A 17,110-nucleotide genomic window follows, 5' to 3' on the forward strand; every position below is an offset into this window, starting at 1 on the left:
TGCCAATTTCGCGGCTGCGGGCCGCGAAGATCGGAACCTGACTCAGCCGACGAAGGCCTTTTCGACCACGTAGTGACCCGGCGAGTTGTTGCTGCCTTCCTGGAAGCCAGCATCGTCGAGCAGCTTGCGCGTGTCGCGCAGCATGTGCGGGCTGCCGCAGAGCATGACGCGGTCGTTTTCGAGCGAGAAACCCGGCACGCCGAGGTCGGCGAACAGCTTTTCGGTTTCGATCAGTTCGGTGATACGGCCGCGGTTCTGGAACGGTTCGCGCGTGACGGTCGGGTAGTACAGCAGCTTTTCCTGCACCAGCTCGCCCAGATGCTCGTGCGCCGGCAAGTGATCCGTGATGTATTCCTTGTACGCCAGCTCGTCGACGAAACGGCAGGTGTGCGTGAGCACGACGCGCTCGTAGCGCTCGTAAATGTCCGGATCTTTGATGATCGACATGAACGGCGCGAGGCCGGTGCCGGTGGACAACAGCCACAGCGTCTTGCCCGGCAGCAGGTTGTCGGCCATCAGCGTGCCGACCGGCTTCTTGCCGATCAGGACTTCGTCGCCGACCTTCAAATGCTGCAAACGCGACGTGAGCGGGCCGTCCTGCACCTTGATGCTCAGGAATTCGAGGTGCTCTTCGTAGTTCGCGCTCGCGAGGCTGTAGGCGCGGATCAGCGGCTTGCCGTCGACTTCGAGGCCCACCATCGTGAACTGGCCGTTTTCGAAACGGAACCCCGGGTCGCGCGTGCAAGTGAAGCTGAAAAGCGTATCGGTCCAGTGATGGACGCTCAGGACGGTTTGTGAATTCAGGTTGCTCATGGCTTCTTGGATAGTGCGAAAACAAGGGCGGCCAGTCGTTTTAAGCCGGCCGGCACGGCAAGGGCGATGCTGCGCTAACCCATACGGGAATCACGCGCAATCCGCTATTTTACCGCGCCCGCTGCCTGTGGGCTGCGGCGCGGCGGTTGAGCGTGGTCATGCGGGTTGCCGGACCTGGAAGCGTCGGCGCCGGATGTCTTGGCGATCGGCGCCGCGGAATACGTTGGCGTGGTGCGGCTACGCGCTTCAGCAGGGGTGCGGCGATGGGCGAATGCCGCGCAGGGCGGCTGCCACCGGTTGTCCGGGATGCACCGGGTAGGCGCGCCACGCGGGCAACATTTTCAGGATCATACCCAAACCCGCCGTGCGCTGCAGCATTGACCCTGCTGATAAAACTGGCAAAAGCGTGACGAACGGTGAGGAAAAGGATCGCGGCGGGACGCGCGAAGGGTGCGCGAGGAGGTTTTTGCCGGATTAACCTTGATCGTAGCGAGTTGGTACACAAAGGCGCATTGGCGGCCGTCCGGCGCCCCGGAATCCAAGTTGGAGTGAGGAATCCGGGTTCGCCGTTTAAATTACTCCGGGATACGGGAAAGTGAACCACCAAAGCAGCGCCGCACTGCAGGCCGTCACCCCGCCAATTTCAAACGAATCAGCCACGCCGCGCGCAGTTCACGCCGTTCGCGCAATTTGCGCCAATCACGCCGGAGCCGCGACCCGTTTTCTCCCGCGCTGCTTCAACACACGAGCCTGCAACACAATCACCAGCAGCAGGAACACGCCGCGAATCACCGACTGCCAGTACGCCGACAAGCTGATAAACCCCAGCCCGTTCTCGAAGTTCAGCAGGTTGAACACCAGTCCGAGCAGCAGCACGCCGGCGATCGTCATCGCGATCGAGCCTTCGCCGCCGGTGAGCAATGTGCCGCCGAGCACGACCGCCGAGATCGCGAACAGCTCCCAGCCGACGCCTTCGTTGGGTTGTCCCGCGCCGAACTGCGCGGCGAGGATGACACCCGCCATACCGGCAAGCAGGCCGCTCACCGCATACGCCATCACCAGCGTGCGGTCGACGTTCAGGCCCATCAGCCGCGCGGCTTCCTCGCTGCCGCCGATCGCCAGCGAGTGCCGCCCGAAGCGCGTGCTGCGCAGCGCAAGCCAGCCGGCCACCGCCGCCACCACGGCGACGATGCCCGGAATCGGCAGTCCGAACAAATCGCCCTGGCCGAAGTTGCCGAAGTTCGACTCGGCGGCAATCGACACCGCATCGTTCTTGCCGAGCAGCAGCGCGACGCCGTGCGCGCCGAGGCTGGTCGCGAGGGTAACGATAAACGGCAGGATTTTCAGGCGCGTGATGATCAGTCCATTGAGCACGCCGACCGCGAGTCCCGCGCCGCATCCGGCCAGCACGGCGACCCAGCCGCCGTACACGCTGGTCAGCGCGGCGACGACGCTTGCCAGCGCGGCCACCGTGCCCACCGACAGGTCGATGCCGCCCGTGATGATCACGAATGCCATGCCGACCGAGATGAGCGCGAACATCGAGTTGTAGCGCCAGAAAGACGTGATGTTGTACGCCGAGCCGAAATGCTCGTAGCGCACGAGGCCGAATACGACGAGTGCGGCCAGCGCGAGCAGGATAGGGAGATTCTTTTTCATCGCATCGAGTCCGGAATTTTCTCTGAGGCGCGTGATTTAGCGAGACTTAGCGCGAGCGCCGCTGCACATAAACCGCCGCGACGATAATGCCGGCCTTCACCACCAGCGCCGCCGCATCGGGAATGCCGTGCGCGAGCAGCGTGTAGCGCAGCAACTGGATGATCAGCGCGCCGATCAGCGTGCCGCCGATATACGCCTTGCCGCCCGTCAGCGCCGTGCCGCCGACGGCAACCGCGGCGATCGCATCGAGCTCGACGCCGAGTCCGACCACGTTCGCATCCGAGGACGAATTCACGGAGATCGAGATCAGCCCTGCAAGTCCCGCGAGCGCCGCACAGAGCGTGTAGGCGATCAGCTTCACGGTGGCCGTCGGCACGCCGCACAAATAGGCGGCTTTTTCGTTGCCGCCGGTGATCAGCAGATACTGGCCGAACAGCGTCTTGCGCACGACCCACGCGAACAGACCCACCAGCGCCAGCATCAGCAGTACTTGAAAGGGCACGCCCGCGACCTTGCCCAGCGCTATCCATTGGAAGGCCGGCGTGTTGAACGCTTGCAGGCTGCCGTCGGTGACCACTTGCGCAATGCCGCGTCCGGCGATGAACAGCACCAGCGTCGCGACAATCGGCTGAACGGATAACCTCGTCACCAGCAAGCCGTTGAAGACGCCGCACAGCGCGGCGGCCAGCACCGGCAGCACGAACGCGAGCGCAATGCCGCCTGGTCCGGCAATGTTGAGAAACAGCATGGGCGCGAGCGCACCGGAGATCGCCATCGACGCGCCCACCGACAAATCGATGCCGCCGGTCGCCACCACCAGCGTCATGCCGATGCCGACGATCACGATCGTCACCACCTGCGTCATGTTGACGTTGAAGGTTTGCAGCGACCAGAAGTGCGGCGTGAAGATCAGGTTGAAGAGCACCATCGCGAGGAGCACGATCACTTCCCGCTGCATGGCGAGATGGCGCCATTTGCGCACCGTCGTTGCCGCGCTGGCGGGCGGCGCGGCTGTTATCTGCTGGGCGGTTTCGCCGAGGCGCGGCTCGGTATGCAGCGATTCGGTGTGCAACTTAAGCGCCATGACGGTCGCCCTCCAACGCGTCTTCGATATGTGCGGCGTTTGCCGTTTGCGCGGCTTCGGCCAGTTGCGAATGGCCGTCGCTGCCGTAGGCGATGGCGTCCATGATCGCGGTCTCGCTCATGTCGGCGCCGTTCAGTTCGGCCACCGTGCGGCCGTCGCGAATCACCACCGCGCGATCGGCTACGGCCGTCAGTTCTTCCAGTTCGGAAGCGGACAGCAACACGGCGAGGCCCGCGTCGCGCAACTCGCGCACGATCTTCGCCACTTCCGCTTTGGCGCCGACGTCGATGCCGCGCGTCGGTTCGTCGAGCAGCAGCAGCGAAGGCTCGGCCGCCAGCCAGCGCGCCAGCAGAACCTTTTGTTGATTGCCGCCCGACAGTTCGCGGATCGGCTGATCGGCGGAGCGCAGCTTGATGCCGAGCGACGCAATGAAGCGATCGACGATCGCCTGCTGCTTCTTCACGTCGACAACGCCGTTCTTCGCCAGCGTGCGCAGACAGACGAGCGTGAGGTTGTCGCGCACCGAGAGTTCGGGGACGATGCCTTCGGCCTTTCGGTCTTCGGTGAGATAAGCGAGACCGCGCGAGATAGCGTCTTGCGGCGACTTCAGCGCCACTGTCTCGCCACCGATCGACAGCGAACCGCGCTCAAGCGGATCAGCGCCGAACATCAGACGCATGGTTTCCGTGCGGCCCGAGCCGAGCAGGCCCGCGAGACCCACGGCTTCTCCGGCGTGAACTTCGAGCGAGACGTCGCTCACCTTCGGGTGCGCGCTGAGCTGCGTGGCCGCGATCATCTGCTTGCCGCGCCGCGCGAGGTTCGCTTCGCGCGCCTCGGCGTCGTCCTGCACGACGGCGGCGAGCGTGCGGCCGAGCATCGTCGTGACGAGCTGCAGTTTGTCCATGTCCGCCATCGTGCTTTGCGCGACCGTCTGGCCGTCGCGCATCACCGTAACGCGGTCGCACAGCGCGTAAAGCTCGTCGAGCCGATGCGACACGAAGATCACCGCGCGGCCGTCGTCGCGCAGCTTGCGCACCACGGTGAACAGCAGCTCCACTTCGCGTTCGTCGAGCGAAGAAGTGGACTCGTCCATGATGACCATCTTCGCGTCCGACGACACCGCGCGCGCGAGCGCCACCATCTGCTGGATTGCGGTCGAATAGCGGCCGACGGGCTTCTTCACATCGATCTGCAAACCGAACGATTCGAGCAGCGCGGCGGCGCGTTGCTGCACCGCGTGCCAGTCGATCAAGCCGAAGCGGCGCGGCTCACGGCCAAGGAAAATGTTCTCCGCCACCGAGCGGAACGGCACCAGATTGATCTCCTGATAGATCGTGCTGATGCCGGCTTCGCGCGCCTGCTTGGGCGTGCGGAAATCGACTTCGCGGCCTTCGAAGCGCACGCTGCCCGAGCCGCGCCGATACGCGCCGGTCAGGATCTTGATCATGGTCGACTTGCCGGCACCGTTCTGGCCGATCAGTGCATGCACTTCGCCGGCGGCGACGCTTAGATTGGCACTGCGCAATGCGGGGACGCCGCCGAAGCTGATGCCGATGTCCTGCATCTCGAGTAGCGGCGAACGGGTAAGGGGAGAATGTGGCGTCTCTTTGCCGGATTCCGTCACGGATGTCCTCCTGATGCTGCTGCCTGATTTGCCGCGTGCGCGCCATGCGCTGCACGTGCGAGCCGGTGTGGCCCTTCGTTCGGGCTCTGATGCAGGCGGTGTCGTCGAACCATGTTACGCCGCATAAAAGCGGAGCGACGGTTCGTGCTGCCACGAACGCGTCGCTCCGAACCCTTCCCGTCGCCCGCCCCCCGAGGAGACAGATTCGGGGCGGGGACGTCCTGCAAGGCAATCCCCGATCCCGATGTCTTAAGCAGGACTTGCTTCGAGGCGGGGGACTTCCTTCTTCGGGGCGCCGCCGGAGCGGGTAAGCGCTGCGCTACGGCACAGCGCTCAAACTTTAAAACCCCGCACGCGGCGCCGCTTCGCGATCAATAGCCGTACTGCATGTTCTGCTGCACGTTGCTCTTGTCATAGAACTTGTCGGACACCTTGACCCACGTCGGGATCTTTTCGCCCTTCGCGTAACGCTGTGCAACGTCGCACGCGAGCGGGCCGAAGAACGGGCTCGACTGCACGCTCGCGCCGAGTTCGCCGGCCGCGATCGCGTCCATGCCGCCCTTGGTGCCATCGATGGTGACAATCTGGATGTCCTTGCCCGGCTGCTTGCCGGCGGCCTTGATCGCGGCAATCGCGCCGAGCGCCATTTCGTCGTTGTGCGCGTAGACGGCGGTCACGTCCGGATGCGCCTGCAGCAGCGTTTCCATGACCTGGCGGCCCTTGTCGCGCGCGAAGTCGCCGCTTTGCGACGCGATGATCGTCATGCCCGGGTTCTTCGCGATGATCTCGTCGAAGCCCTTCTTGCGATCGTTCGCGGCTGACGCGCCAGTGGTGCCTTCGAGTTCGATGATCTTCGCCTTGCCGCCCGTCGCCTTGACGAGCCAGTCAGCGGCGCGATGCCCCTGATCGATGAAGTCCGAGCCGATGAAGGTGATGTAGTCGCGGCCCGCCTTGGCGACCGATTGATCGACATCGCGGTCGACCAGGATCACCGGAATGCCGGCCTTTTTGGCTTGCAGCACGACCGGCGCAAGCGGTTTTTCTTCGCGCGGCGGGAATACCAGCAGATCGACGTGCTGCGCGATCATGTTCTGGATGTCCGACACCTGCTTGGAGTTCGAACTGTTGGCGTCGGTCATGACCAACTGCCAGCCGCACTTCGCGGCGATGTCCTTGAAGCTCTTGGTTTCCGCCAGACGCCACGGATTGTTGCTTTCGGTCTGCGCGAAGCCGACCTTCAGCGGAGTCTTGCTGGCCAACTTCGGCAGCGCGTCGTCGGCGTGCGCGGTGGCGACGCCAAAACCGATTGCCAGAGCCAGCAGCGAACCCGCCAGCGGACGAATCTGCTGCTTGCGCACATGCCTGCGCGACTGCGTGTTGAGCGACGCCATGTCTTCCTCCAGTACCTGGTGAGGTAGGTGTATTTGCTTTTAATTTATTCTGCCGGCTGACGATGACCTGCCCTACCGGACGTGCCGATTATTCCATCCGGAATTATTATCGGTCAATCACTAATAATATTAATTATTGGCTTTTTTGCCTCGGTAATTACCCTGACCGAACCGCGTTCGACGAGCGGACCGTCGAGCTTCACCATGCGATGCCGCACCGGCGCACCGGCGGCGCGGTTGTGTTCTTCCTGCAGCAAAGTTTCGACGGCCCAGCGCCCTAATTCGTAGTTCGGCAGTACGACCGTCGAGAGCGGCGGATGCGTGTGGCGAGCGATTTCCTGGTCGTCGTAGCCGAGAACGGAAACGTCTTCGGGCACGCGCAGACCGAGTTGCTTCAACGCTTCGATCGCGCCGATGGCGGTGAGGTCGTTGGCGCAGAAAATCGCGGTCGGCGGGTTGGATTCGCGCATCAGCGAGAGCGTCAGTTCGAAGCCGAGGCCCGAACTCCAGTCGCCGTCGCGCACCATCTCCTGGGCGAAGGGCAGGTCGGCGGTGGCGAGCGCGGTGCGGTAGCCTTTGAGGCGATCCTTCGACGCGTCCTGCCAGGGTTCGCCGTTGATATAGCCAATGCGCCGATGACCGGACTGCAGCAGATAGTCGGTCGCCAGATGGCCGCCGGCCACCTCGGCCGGCACCACCGACGAAAAACCGCCTTCGCCCGTATAGCAGTTCAGCAGCACGGTAGGCACCTGCGACAGCGCCGCCGGAGGCGTCACCTTGCGCGTGTAGACGGTCGCGTAGATCACGCCGAACACGTGCGGATTCGACAGTGTGGTGTCCAGCACCTGCTTCTCGATGTCGGCGTTGCCGTGCGTCGAATAGACCGCCAGCATCTTGCCGCTGGCATAAGCGGCGTCGCGCGCTCCGTCGATGTTCACGACCGGATGCGGACTCGTGGAAATTTCGTCGGCGAGATAGACGATCAGATTGCGTTCATCCGCCGAGGCCGACACCGGCTCGCGCAACGAGAGCCGGTAGCCGAGATCGTGCGCGGCCTTCAGTACTTTGTTGCGGGTGGTCTCCGAGAACTTCGCGCCGGTCGCGTTGTTCAGCACCAGCGAGACAGTCGATTGCGACACGCCGGTGAGCTTGGCGATGTCGGTCATGGTCGGACGGCGTTGAGTCGATTTTTTCATTGTGCGGGCCGCTGCAGCGGCGCTAAAGCGGGGGCATGCCGTGGGCATTCTGGTGCCTGACGGTACCACTAATAATATGCGTGCGGCAACGCGCGGTAACCCGTCATTTGGGAGACTTCTTCGCTGCCTGAATGAACTCGAATCGCCACATTTATTACTAATAATATTGACGATCGTGCTTTGACGTGCGATTCTCGGTCGCGCGGATTCTGACAGGCCGCCCGGCCGCGCGCTGTGCGCGGCATGTCATAGGAGACCCCGATGCGCGTCCATGCCGCCCTCCGCCCGAGGCACCGCCTTTTCTGACCATGCGCGACGTTTCCTTGAATTCGATCCGGCCGTCTGCGACCGGACTCTTGTGGCTCGACGATCCCGCAGTCGTGGCCACGGTCGTCACGCTTTCGGCCGGCGCGCTGCGTGTCGTGATCGCGCCCGAAGTCGGCGGCGCGCTGGCGGCCTTCTACGAAACGACGCCCGTCGGCCCGTTGCACTGGTTGCGGCCGGCCTCGGCTGTGGCGTTCGCTGAACGCGATCCGCTGCGCATGGCGAGCTTTCCGCTTTTGCCCTACTGCAACAGGATTCGCGACGCGCGTTTCGAATTCGACGGCCGCACGATCGATCTCGCCGGCAACGACACGCGTTTCGCCCACGCGTTGCACGGGAATGCGTGGCGGCATCCTTGGCAAGTGTGCGCGCGTACTGAAAGCTCGGTTGAACTGCAGTTCGAACACGAACCGGATGCGCGCATACCCGGCGACTGGCCGTTTCGCTATCGCGCGCGGCAGCGTATCGAGTTGAGCGACGGCGCCTTGCGCATCACGCTGTTCGCGCGAAACCTTCACGATCGGCCGATGCCGTTCGGCATGGGGCATCACCCGTACTATCCGCGCACGGCGCAGATTCGCGTGTACGCCGAGGTGGAAGCCATGTGGCACGCGGACGCCGACGTCTTGCCGACGCATCTCGGCCCGCATCCCGCGGTAAATGCGTTGCGCGCAGGCATGTCGCCGGACGCATTCGACCTCGACAACAACTTCGCGAACTGGTCGCGCGAGGCGACCATCGCGTGGCCCGACGAACACCGTCGACTGACGATGACCGCCGACGCTCCGTTCGATCACATGGTGATATTCGCGCCCGCCAACGACCTGCAACTGTGCGTGGAACCCGTGACGAACACCACGGATTGCTTCAACGCGGTCGGCACGCGTGAGCATGTGGGCGGCTGCGTGTTGCAGCCGGGCGAGGAGATCGCCGCGACGGTGAAATGGACGCCGCACAAGGACTAACGTGCGACTTGCGCGCTCGGGTTTGCGGCTCGGGTTTGCGTCTATTCGACCCGCAAGCGCGCCATATACGGCAAGTGATCCGAGAGCCAGGCAGTCTCCTGCGTAGGCTGGATCCATTCGATCGGCTTCATGCCGCGCACGAACATTTTGTCGAGGGCGAGCGCAGGCGAGAAAGCCGGAAAGGTGCGGCCCGACTCGCCGAGCAGCGTGGCCACTTCCTGCAAACCATGTTCGCCGAACAGCGGCACCGAATCGTTGCGCCAATCGTTGAAGTCGCCGGCGAGCACTAGCGGACCCTCAGGCGCTTCCTTTGCGATCCAGTGCGCGATCCAGTTCATCTGACGCAAGCGGGCCGAACGCGTCAGCGCAAGATGCGCGCACAGCAGCGTGACCGAGTGACCACCGAAAGTCGCGCGCGCCACCAGCAAACCACGCTTTTCGAAGCGATGCGCGGAGATGTCCCAGCGTCCGCCAAGATCGAGTGGATGCGGCGACAGGATCGCATTGCCATGCCGCCACGACGGTTTGAAGACGTTCGGGCCGAGCGCAATTTCGAGTTCGAGCGCGCGCGCGATTTCAGTGGCCTGGCAATGCCAGACATCGCTCAACGGATCGGCGAGCGGCGAGCCGAAACTGCTCGCCAATACCGGCGACGGCATGCGCCGCGCCATCGCTTCCTGTAAAAAATAGGCGTCCGCGTGGGTCGATTGCACCCAGCGCTGCATGGCCTGCCAGGCCTGAAAGCCGAGCGGTGTGCGGCCTTTATGCAGGTTCCAGCTCACTGCAACGAAATCTTTGGGCGCTACGCTCTCGCGGATCAATTCTTCGGGGTTTCGCATGCCGCGTTGTCCACGTGTTCTGGTTGGGGGCGTTTGTTAGTCGCGTGCTGTTTGCGTGTTCGCTTGCGTGTGCTTTGCATCGGTTCGATCAGTTTGCCGTGGTTGCGCTGTCCGCGAGGCTTGCATGCACGCGGTAGACCAAGTTCGGGTCTTTGTCGACGATGGTCCAGGTGGCCCATTGCCCCGTCGGCACCTTCAAACCCGGATGGCTCGCGCTCACCTGACGCGGTTGCGGCGGCAGCTTGCAGCCGGTGTCGGTTTGCCGCGCGGCGTCTTCCTCGAACGTTTCCTGCGCGTCGATCGACATGGTGACGCCGCTCGCATCCGCCTGCAGCGGCGAGACGGTCAGCGTACGCGCCAGATCGATACTGCCGGCGGGCCGATCCTTGCAGCCGACGTTATGCTGCACCATCTTGTGATGCGTGTCCGTGCGCGCCTGGCCGACGGTGGTGGTGCCGTCGAACGCGTCGATTTGCTGGCCGTCGCGCATGACCTGCAACTGCCATTGCACGACCTGCGGCGCCGGCCGTTGTGGTGCGCTTTGCGGTGCGGTCTGTGATGCGCTCTGTTGTGCATTCGCAAGCAGCGAAGTGCCGAGCAACACGGCCGCGATACTGGTTTTCCACATAGAAGAATTCTCCGGTCACGAGATCCGGCCGCTTAGTCAGAAGGCCATCTTACCCCTGATAGGCACAACGCCTTTCTGACACTTCAAACGGGGCCGGGTTCAGCAACAATCCATTTCACATAAGGCTGCGAATGCCAAAAACAACCCGCTGTTAGCAGCAGAGTCGCGAGACTGCTGGCTTGCACGCGAATATGTCCTCGTTACACTGGACTTGAAACGGCGCCATACAAGGCGCCGCAGCAGCAAGACCAGCCAGACGGGGTGAGCGATGACAACAGCAATGGTCAAACAAGAAATCGCCGTGGCGTCTTTCAGCAGGGTGTACGACCTCGATCAGGTCGAGACCGCGCTGAACGATCTCGGTGAAGGCGCGAACGAGGCACTGCGCGCAACCTACGAAAAGATGCTGAAGACCGGCAATATGCGCTTTTGCGTGAAGCCGAACCGCATGCCGTCGATCGACGATCTGATCGATGCGCTGCCCAACTTTTCCGCGCCGCTCGGCGACATTCGCAAGCAGGTCGCGTTGTGCCTCGAAACCGAAGACCGGCTCGAACTGATGCCGATCCTCCTGCTCGGCGACCCCGGCATCGGCAAGACCCACTTTGCGAAGCAGTTGGCGCGCCTGCTCGGCACCGCGTATCAATACGTGGCGATGAGTTCGCTGACGGCAGGCTGGATTCTCTCGGGCGCCTCCTCGCAATGGAAGAACGCGAAGCCGGGCAAGGTGTTCGATGCGCTCGTGAACGGCAGCTACGCGAACCCGGTGATCGCCGTCGACGAAATCGACAAGGCCACCGGAGATTCGCAATACGATCCGCTCGGCGCGTTGTATGCGCTGCTGGAGCACGACACGGCGCAGAGCTTCATCGACGAGTTCGCCGAGATCCCGATCAACGCCGGGCATGTGATCTGGATCGCGACGGCGAACGACGAACGCTCGATTCCCGAGCCGATCCTGAACCGGATGAACGTGTATGAGATCCCGCCGCCGGATCGCGACGGCGCCCGCCGTATCGCTCAGGCGATTTACGACGAGATCCGCAGCGCGCATAACTGGGGCCTGCGCTTTCCCGAGGTGCTGGGCGACGACGCGCTGGACGCGCTGATGCGAGCGTCGCCGCGCGAGATGCGCCGCGCGATTCTCAACGGCTTCGGCGCAGCCCGGATCGACGGACGGAATCATGTGGAAGCGGGCGACATTCGTCTCGACCACGGGAACCGGCGAAAACCGATCGGTTTTTGAGCATTTTTGCCACTTTTTCGTAGCAAAGCCGCCTTCGGGCGGCTTTTTAATGGCCAAAGCAGGAATCTGTGCTCGGAACACAATGAATGTCGCGGCAATTATTGCTATTAATAAAGTGCAACCCGACAGTGCCTCGCTTTCGTCCCACATACGAAGAAGCGAGCGCCGCGACTCCCGACGGCGTACACTGATTGAGTCCGGCCGCTACGTATGAGACCCGCTCAAGACCGCATGCCCGCAGTCATTACCGACTGCGGGCATTTGTGTCTGTAAGGCGTCGTACAATTTTGCGTAGCGGTTGCGAATGGACAGGTGTGTTCGGCAGCGAGCGGCGTAAGGCACGCGAAAGCCGCACCCTGTCTTCATCTTGATCGGGTGAACGAGGCAGCGCGCGGCGAGGTTGGCCGCGTCAAGGGACATGGACCAAATCGAATGTGTAGTGATCGGCGCCGGCGTGATCGGTCTCGCGGTGGCGCGCGCACTGGCGGCGCGGGGCCGCGACGTCATCGTGCTGGAAGCGGCTGAAGCTATCGGCGTGGGCACCAGCTCGCGCAACAGCGAAGTGATTCACGCGGGCATCTACTATCCGCGCGGTTCGCTCAAAGCCGCGCTTTGCGTGCGCGGCCGCGAGATGCTCTACGACTACTGCGTCGAGCGCAACGTGCCGCATTCACGCTGCGGCAAATTGCTGGTCGCCACTTCGCGCAACCAGATTCCTCAGCTCGAAAGCATCATGGCCAAAGGCCGCGACAACGGTGTGCTCGACCTCATGCGAATCAGCGGCGACCAGGCGCAAGCGCTCGAACCCGCGCTCGAATGTGTCGAAGCAGTGTTCTCGCCGCAGACGGGTATCGTCGATAGTCACCAACTCATGCTGGCGCTGCAGGGTGACGCCGAACGCGACGGCGCGGTGTGTGCGTTTCACGCCCCCGTCAAAGCGATCGAAGCGAGCAATGGTCGCTTCATCATCAACGTGGGCGGCGGCGCACCGACCACGATCAGCGCAGCGTGCGTGATCAACAGCGCCGGTTTGCAGGCGAATGCGTTGGCGCGCAGAATCCGCGGACTCGACGCGCGGCATGTGCCGCCGCTCTATCTCGCGCGCGGCAACTACTTCAGCATCTCGGGGCGCGCACCATTCAGCCGTCTGATTTATCCGATGCCGAACGAGGCCGGCCTCGGCGTGCATCTGACCATCGACCTCGGCGGCCAGGCGCGCTTCGGTCCCGATGTCGAATGGGTCGATGCAATCAATTACGACGTCGATCCGCGTCGCGCGGAATCGTTTTACGCGGCGATTCGCACCTATTGGCCCGCGCTTCCGGACGATGCATTGCAGCCCGCCTATGCGGGGATTCGTCCGAAGCTATCCGGTCCCGGCGAACCCGCTGCCGACTTCGTGATTCAAGGTCCGGCCGCGCATGGCGTGCGTGGACTCGTCAATCTGTTCGGTATCGAGTCGCCGGGACTGACGGCGTCGCTCGCGATCGCGCAGCGAGTGTGCGAGTTGAGCGGACGCGCTTGATTCGCGCTTGAGTCGCGTGTGATCCGCAGCCATTGATTCGCAGCGAGCGCTCGACTCGTGCGCGATTCGCGGTTCGCCGCTCGCGCTTCACCGCGAGCGCTCGTCTCCGTCTCCGTCTGCGATCGATTCGCATTCCGCGCGCGACATTCCGCCGCGCAGCAGTACCAGTTCGGTTATCTCTATCATTTGGACCGTCACACGCGACGGCTTCATTGCTATCCTTGGGGACCGCTGTCATCAGAACGGCGATCAGTTCAATATAAATGGAGTGAGTCCCCATGAAATCTTCCCGTCGTACGTTTTTGATCACCAGCATTGGTGTGGCATCCACCTTCGCGCTGTCGCGCCAGGCATTTGCGGACGCACCGAAAGTCTCCGAAAGCGATCCGACCGCGCAAGCACTCGGCTACAAAGAAGACGCCGCAAAAGTCGACAAGGCGAAATTCGCCAAATACGCAGCAGGCCAGGACTGCGGCAACTGTAGCTTCTACCAAGGCAAGCCGACCGACGCCTTCGCCGGCTGCCCGATGTTCGCCGGCAAGCAGGTCGCGAGCAAGGGTTGGTGCAGCGCATATAACAAGAAAGCCTGATTACCCACTAGCCGCACCCGCTCTCGATGTTGCGCGAAAAGCGCCGCAACATGGCAGGGCGCATTCGGAGTTCCATCATTCAGACGTCTGCCACCCCGCGTGGCAGACGTCTTTTTGTTGTTGAAAACCGCTTGTGCGCTCTTTACACTCCAATGCGACTTCCAAGGCTCGCGCTAATACGGCATTGCACTAAAACGACGCAATACAGGATACGTTTGGCAGGCTGGAGATCCGAATGACACCAGCGTCAAGGAGCCTTCATACGCGAGCCGTCGTCGCGGCTGTGATCGGCAATGCACTCGAGTGGTACGACTTCACCGTGTTTGGTTTTCTGACGGTGGTGATCGCCCAGTTGTTCTTCCCGGCCGGCAACGACTATTCGTCGTTGCTCCTCGCCACCGCGACCTTCGGCGTCGCATTCGTCATGCGGCCGATCGGCGGCATCGTACTCGGACTCTACGCGGATCGCGCGGGACGCAAAGCGGCGTTGTCGCTCGTCATCGCGCTGATGACGCTCGGCATTCTGTTGCTGGCGATCGCACCGCCGTATTCCGCCATCGGCATCGGCGCGCCATTGATGATCGTAGTCGGACGCTCGCTGCAAGGCTTTTCCGCCGGCGGGGAGTTCGGCAGTTCGACGGCGTTGTTGATTGAAGCAGCGCCGTTTTCGAAACGCGGCTTCTACGGCAGTTGGCAGATGGCAAGCCAGGCGGCGGCGCTGCTGCTTGGCGCACTGGTGGGCGCCGCGATCACGCGCGGACTGTCGCCCGAGGCGTTGAAATCGTGGGGCTGGCGCGTGCCGTTCATTCTGGGTTTGATCATCGGGCCGATCGGCTTTTACATCCGCTTGCATCTCGCGGATTCGGAAGCGTTTCTGCTCGCGCAAAAAACCGCGCGGCGCGCGACGCTCGGCGAAGTGTTCAGAACTCACGCCCGCGACGTGCTCTGCGGACTCGGCTCGGTGATCGCACTCACGGTGACGATTTACGTGCTGATCAGCTATCTGCCGACCTTCGCGGTCAATCAACTCAAGTTGCCCTACGCGCAATCCTTTTACGCGGTGATCGTCGGCAATCTGCTGTTGACGGTGCTGTCGCCAGTGGCCGGCGCATGGTCGGACCGGATCGGGCGCAAGGGGCTGTCGCTGTGGTCGCTGCTGATTACGCTCGTGATCATCTATCCGCTGTTCGCGTGGCTCGCGGCGGAGCCGAGCGTGTCGAAACTGATTCTCGTGCAGGCGCTGCTGTCGATTACGCTGTCCGGCTATTACGGACCGTTCGGCGCGCTGATCGCGGAACTGTTTCCGGCAAACGTGCGTTCGACCGGTTTATCGCTCGCCTACAACATTGCGGTGATGGTGTTCGGCGGCTTCGGGCCGTTTGTCGTGACGTGGCTGATCAACATCACCGGCTCGCCGCTCGCACCGACTTACTACGTGATGGGCGGACTCGCGCTGTCGATCGTCGCGGTGGCATGCATTCCGGGGCAGCGTCACGCGGATCTCGACGCGCATCGCAAACCGGCCTGAACGGCGGCGCGGTTTGCGGGGAGCTTCGCGATGCAAGACCGCGGGCTCGCGCGGTCGGCTCACTTCTCTGCGACACTTTCTGTCGCCAGCGTCAGTGTGTTCGTTCGCCTAATTGCGTGCCTGCATCAACGGCGGCCGTTTGTCGAACCACGGCCGTGCCGTTTCGAGTTGCGCGGCCAGACGCAGAAGCGTCGTTTCTCCGCCGACGCGCGCCGCGAATTGCACGCCGATAGGCAGCCCGCGCGCATTCCAGTAAAGCGGCACCGACATGGCAGGCTGGCCACTCAGATTGAACAATTCCGTGCAACCTGCCCACGTGAACGCCTTGTTCGACGCTTCCGCCAGCACCTTCTTCAGCAGTGCTTCGAGCGGCATGGTGGTCACGGCGCGCATCTGCATCCGTTCCGCCGAAGTGGGCTGCATCTCGCCGATCTTGATCGGCGGCGCGGCGAGCGTGGCGCACAAAATCACGTCGTAGCGATTCAGCAGATCGGTGAGCCGTTCGGTGATGCGACGCTGTTCTTCGAGCGCGGCGGGCAGGCCGCGTTCGCCGAGTTTGCGGCCCACATGCGCCATCGTCCACGTCGAAATTTCGAACTCGGCGCGCAGCGGTTTGCGGCCGGTGATGCGCTCGGCGTTCAACACCAGGTCTTCTGCCGTGACGGACCAGAGCGTGAGGAACGCATGACGAACCGCCGCGAAGTCGATGCCGAGCGACACCGGTTCGATGTTATGGCCGAGCGAGATGGCGAGTTGCGCGGCGTCGTCGAGCGCGGCGCGCGCGTCGGCGGAGAGCGACGGCGCCAGCATCGGCTCGGTGACGTACGCGATATTCAGCGACTTGCACGGCTCACGGCTCGCGCTCAGAAACGTGCCCGGCGCGCCGAGCGGCCGGTCGACATTGCCGCCAAGCAGATCGAGCAGCAACGCACTATCGCGTACGCTGCGCGACACCGCATGATCGACGCCGAGTTCACCGGCTGCCACCGCCGCTGTCGCGCGCGGCACGCGTCCGCGTGACGGTTTGAGGCCGAAGAGTCCGCAGCATGACGCGGGAATGCGAATCGAGCCGCCGCCATCCGACGCATGCGCGAGCGGCACAATACCGGCAGCGACCGCCGCCGCCGCGCCGCCGCTCGAACCGCCAGGCGTATGGTCGAGATTCCACGGATTGCGGCACGCACCGAACAGTTCGGGCTCCGTATAAGGCATCTGACCGAGTTCGGACGTGCTGGTCTTGGCGAAGATGTTGAGGCCGGCCGCTTTCGCGAGCGCAACCACGGGCGCGTCTTCGGTGGGAATGAAATGGCGGTAGTGGCGGCTGCCCATGGCCATGCGCAGCCCGGCGACCGGCGCGCCGAGATCCTTGATCAGATACGGCACGCCGGCCAGCGCTGTTTGCACGCTGACGCCGTCGGCATGGCTTGCTCCGTTTGCACGGCTCGCGTCGTCGCGTGAAGCGCGTTGACGGGCTGCATCGTAGTCCTTCAGGACAATCGCATTGATCGCAGGATTGACCGCTTCCGTGCGTGAAATCGCGATGTCGAGCAACTCGCGCGCGCTCGCTTCGCGCTTGCGTACCAGTTCGGCGAGGCCGGTGGCGTCATGGGCGAGATAGTCTGAATGCACGACGAATGAGCCCTCGTTATCGAGTATTGAACCGGCAGGCAGTCCGTGCGCGCGATGAACCGCGCCGCG

General features: G+C 63.2%; 14 protein-coding genes. 5 read left to right on the forward strand and 9 right to left on the reverse strand.

From position 1 onward, the window contains the following. Nucleotides 1–42 precede the first annotated feature (42 nt). From BPHYT_RS01800 to BPHYT_RS01830, 6 genes are all read right to left on the reverse strand, one after another. Nucleotides 43–813 carry a ferredoxin--NADP reductase gene (locus BPHYT_RS01800; protein WP_012431444.1) on the reverse strand — a complete coding sequence of 257 codons (771 nt, stop codon included), beginning with the start codon at nt 811–813 and terminating at the stop codon, nt 43–45. A gap of 699 nt (nt 814–1,512) precedes the next feature. Then, nucleotides 1,513–2,472 carry an ABC transporter permease gene (locus tag BPHYT_RS01810; protein WP_012431446.1) on the reverse strand — a complete coding sequence of 320 codons (960 nt, stop codon included), beginning with the start codon at nt 2,470–2,472 and terminating at the stop codon, nt 1,513–1,515. Nucleotides 2,473–2,518: 46 nt separating this feature from the next. Next, nucleotides 2,519–3,556 (reverse strand): ABC transporter permease, encoded by a 1,038-nt coding sequence (locus tag BPHYT_RS01815; protein ID WP_012431447.1) that lies wholly within the window; start codon nt 3,554–3,556, stop codon nt 2,519–2,521. Beyond that, nucleotides 3,546–5,120: a sugar ABC transporter ATP-binding protein gene (locus BPHYT_RS01820; protein WP_238535669.1), complete on the reverse strand. Its 1,575-nt coding sequence runs from the start codon at nt 5,118–5,120 to the stop codon at nt 3,546–3,548. The genes BPHYT_RS01815 and BPHYT_RS01820 overlap by 11 nt, the downstream gene beginning before the upstream one ends. A gap of 431 nt (nt 5,121–5,551) precedes the next feature. Then, nucleotides 5,552–6,571: an ABC transporter substrate-binding protein gene (locus tag BPHYT_RS01825; RefSeq protein WP_012431449.1), complete on the reverse strand. Its 1,020-nt coding sequence runs from the start codon at nt 6,569–6,571 to the stop codon at nt 5,552–5,554. Between the two features lie 113 nt (nt 6,572–6,684). After that, nucleotides 6,685–7,737, reverse strand: a complete 1,053-nt coding sequence (locus BPHYT_RS01830; RefSeq protein WP_041758200.1) for a LacI family DNA-binding transcriptional regulator — start codon at nt 7,735–7,737, stop codon at nt 6,685–6,687. Between the two features lie 338 nt (nt 7,738–8,075). Here BPHYT_RS01830 and BPHYT_RS01835 point away from each other — a divergent pair, with 338 nt between their 5' ends. Continuing rightward, nucleotides 8,076–9,056: an aldose 1-epimerase gene (locus tag BPHYT_RS01835; RefSeq protein ID WP_049868890.1), complete on the forward strand. Its 981-nt coding sequence runs from the start codon at nt 8,076–8,078 to the stop codon at nt 9,054–9,056. A 41-nt stretch (nt 9,057–9,097) separates the two neighbouring features. Here the strand turns inward: BPHYT_RS01835 and BPHYT_RS01840 are convergent, their stop codons facing one another. Together BPHYT_RS01840 and BPHYT_RS01845 are read right to left on the reverse strand one after the other, a co-directional pair. Then, on the reverse strand, nt 9,098–9,895 hold the full coding sequence (locus BPHYT_RS01840) for an endonuclease/exonuclease/phosphatase family protein (RefSeq protein WP_012431452.1): 798 nt from the start codon (nt 9,893–9,895) through the stop codon (nt 9,098–9,100). An 88-nt stretch (nt 9,896–9,983) separates the two neighbouring features. Then, on the reverse strand, nt 9,984–10,523 hold the full coding sequence (locus BPHYT_RS01845; protein ID WP_012431453.1) for a hypothetical protein: 540 nt from the start codon (nt 10,521–10,523) through the stop codon (nt 9,984–9,986). 268 nt (nt 10,524–10,791) lie between these two features. Between BPHYT_RS01845 and BPHYT_RS01850 the strand changes: the two genes are divergently transcribed. The 4 genes from BPHYT_RS01850 (at nt 10,792) to BPHYT_RS01865 (ending at nt 15,412) form a co-directional block, all read left to right on the forward strand. Next, a complete protein-coding gene (locus BPHYT_RS01850; protein WP_041758202.1) occupies nt 10,792–11,769 on the forward strand; it encodes an AAA family ATPase in 978 nt (325 codons plus the stop codon). Between the two features lie 418 nt (nt 11,770–12,187). Then, nucleotides 12,188–13,294 (forward strand): NAD(P)/FAD-dependent oxidoreductase, encoded by a 1,107-nt coding sequence (locus BPHYT_RS01855; RefSeq protein ID WP_012431455.1) that lies wholly within the window; start codon nt 12,188–12,190, stop codon nt 13,292–13,294. Nucleotides 13,295–13,572: 278 nt separating this feature from the next. Further along, a complete protein-coding gene (locus BPHYT_RS01860) occupies nt 13,573–13,884 on the forward strand; it encodes a high-potential iron-sulfur protein (RefSeq protein WP_012431456.1) in 312 nt (103 codons plus the stop codon). A 235-nt stretch (nt 13,885–14,119) separates the two neighbouring features. After that, complete coding sequence (locus BPHYT_RS01865; RefSeq protein WP_012431457.1) at nt 14,120–15,412, forward strand: MFS transporter; 1,293 nt, start codon at nt 14,120–14,122, stop codon at nt 15,410–15,412. A gap of 108 nt (nt 15,413–15,520) precedes the next feature. On the opposite strand, the gene BPHYT_RS01870 is transcribed toward BPHYT_RS01865, so the two are convergent. Next, nucleotides 15,521–17,041 carry an amidase gene (locus tag BPHYT_RS01870; RefSeq protein WP_012431458.1) on the reverse strand — a complete coding sequence of 507 codons (1,521 nt, stop codon included), beginning with the start codon at nt 17,039–17,041 and terminating at the stop codon, nt 15,521–15,523. Nucleotides 17,042–17,110 lie beyond the last annotated feature (69 nt).

The sequence above is a fragment of the Paraburkholderia phytofirmans PsJN genome, assembly GCF_000020125.1.
Lineage (GTDB): Bacteria > Pseudomonadota > Gammaproteobacteria > Burkholderiales > Burkholderiaceae > Paraburkholderia > Paraburkholderia phytofirmans.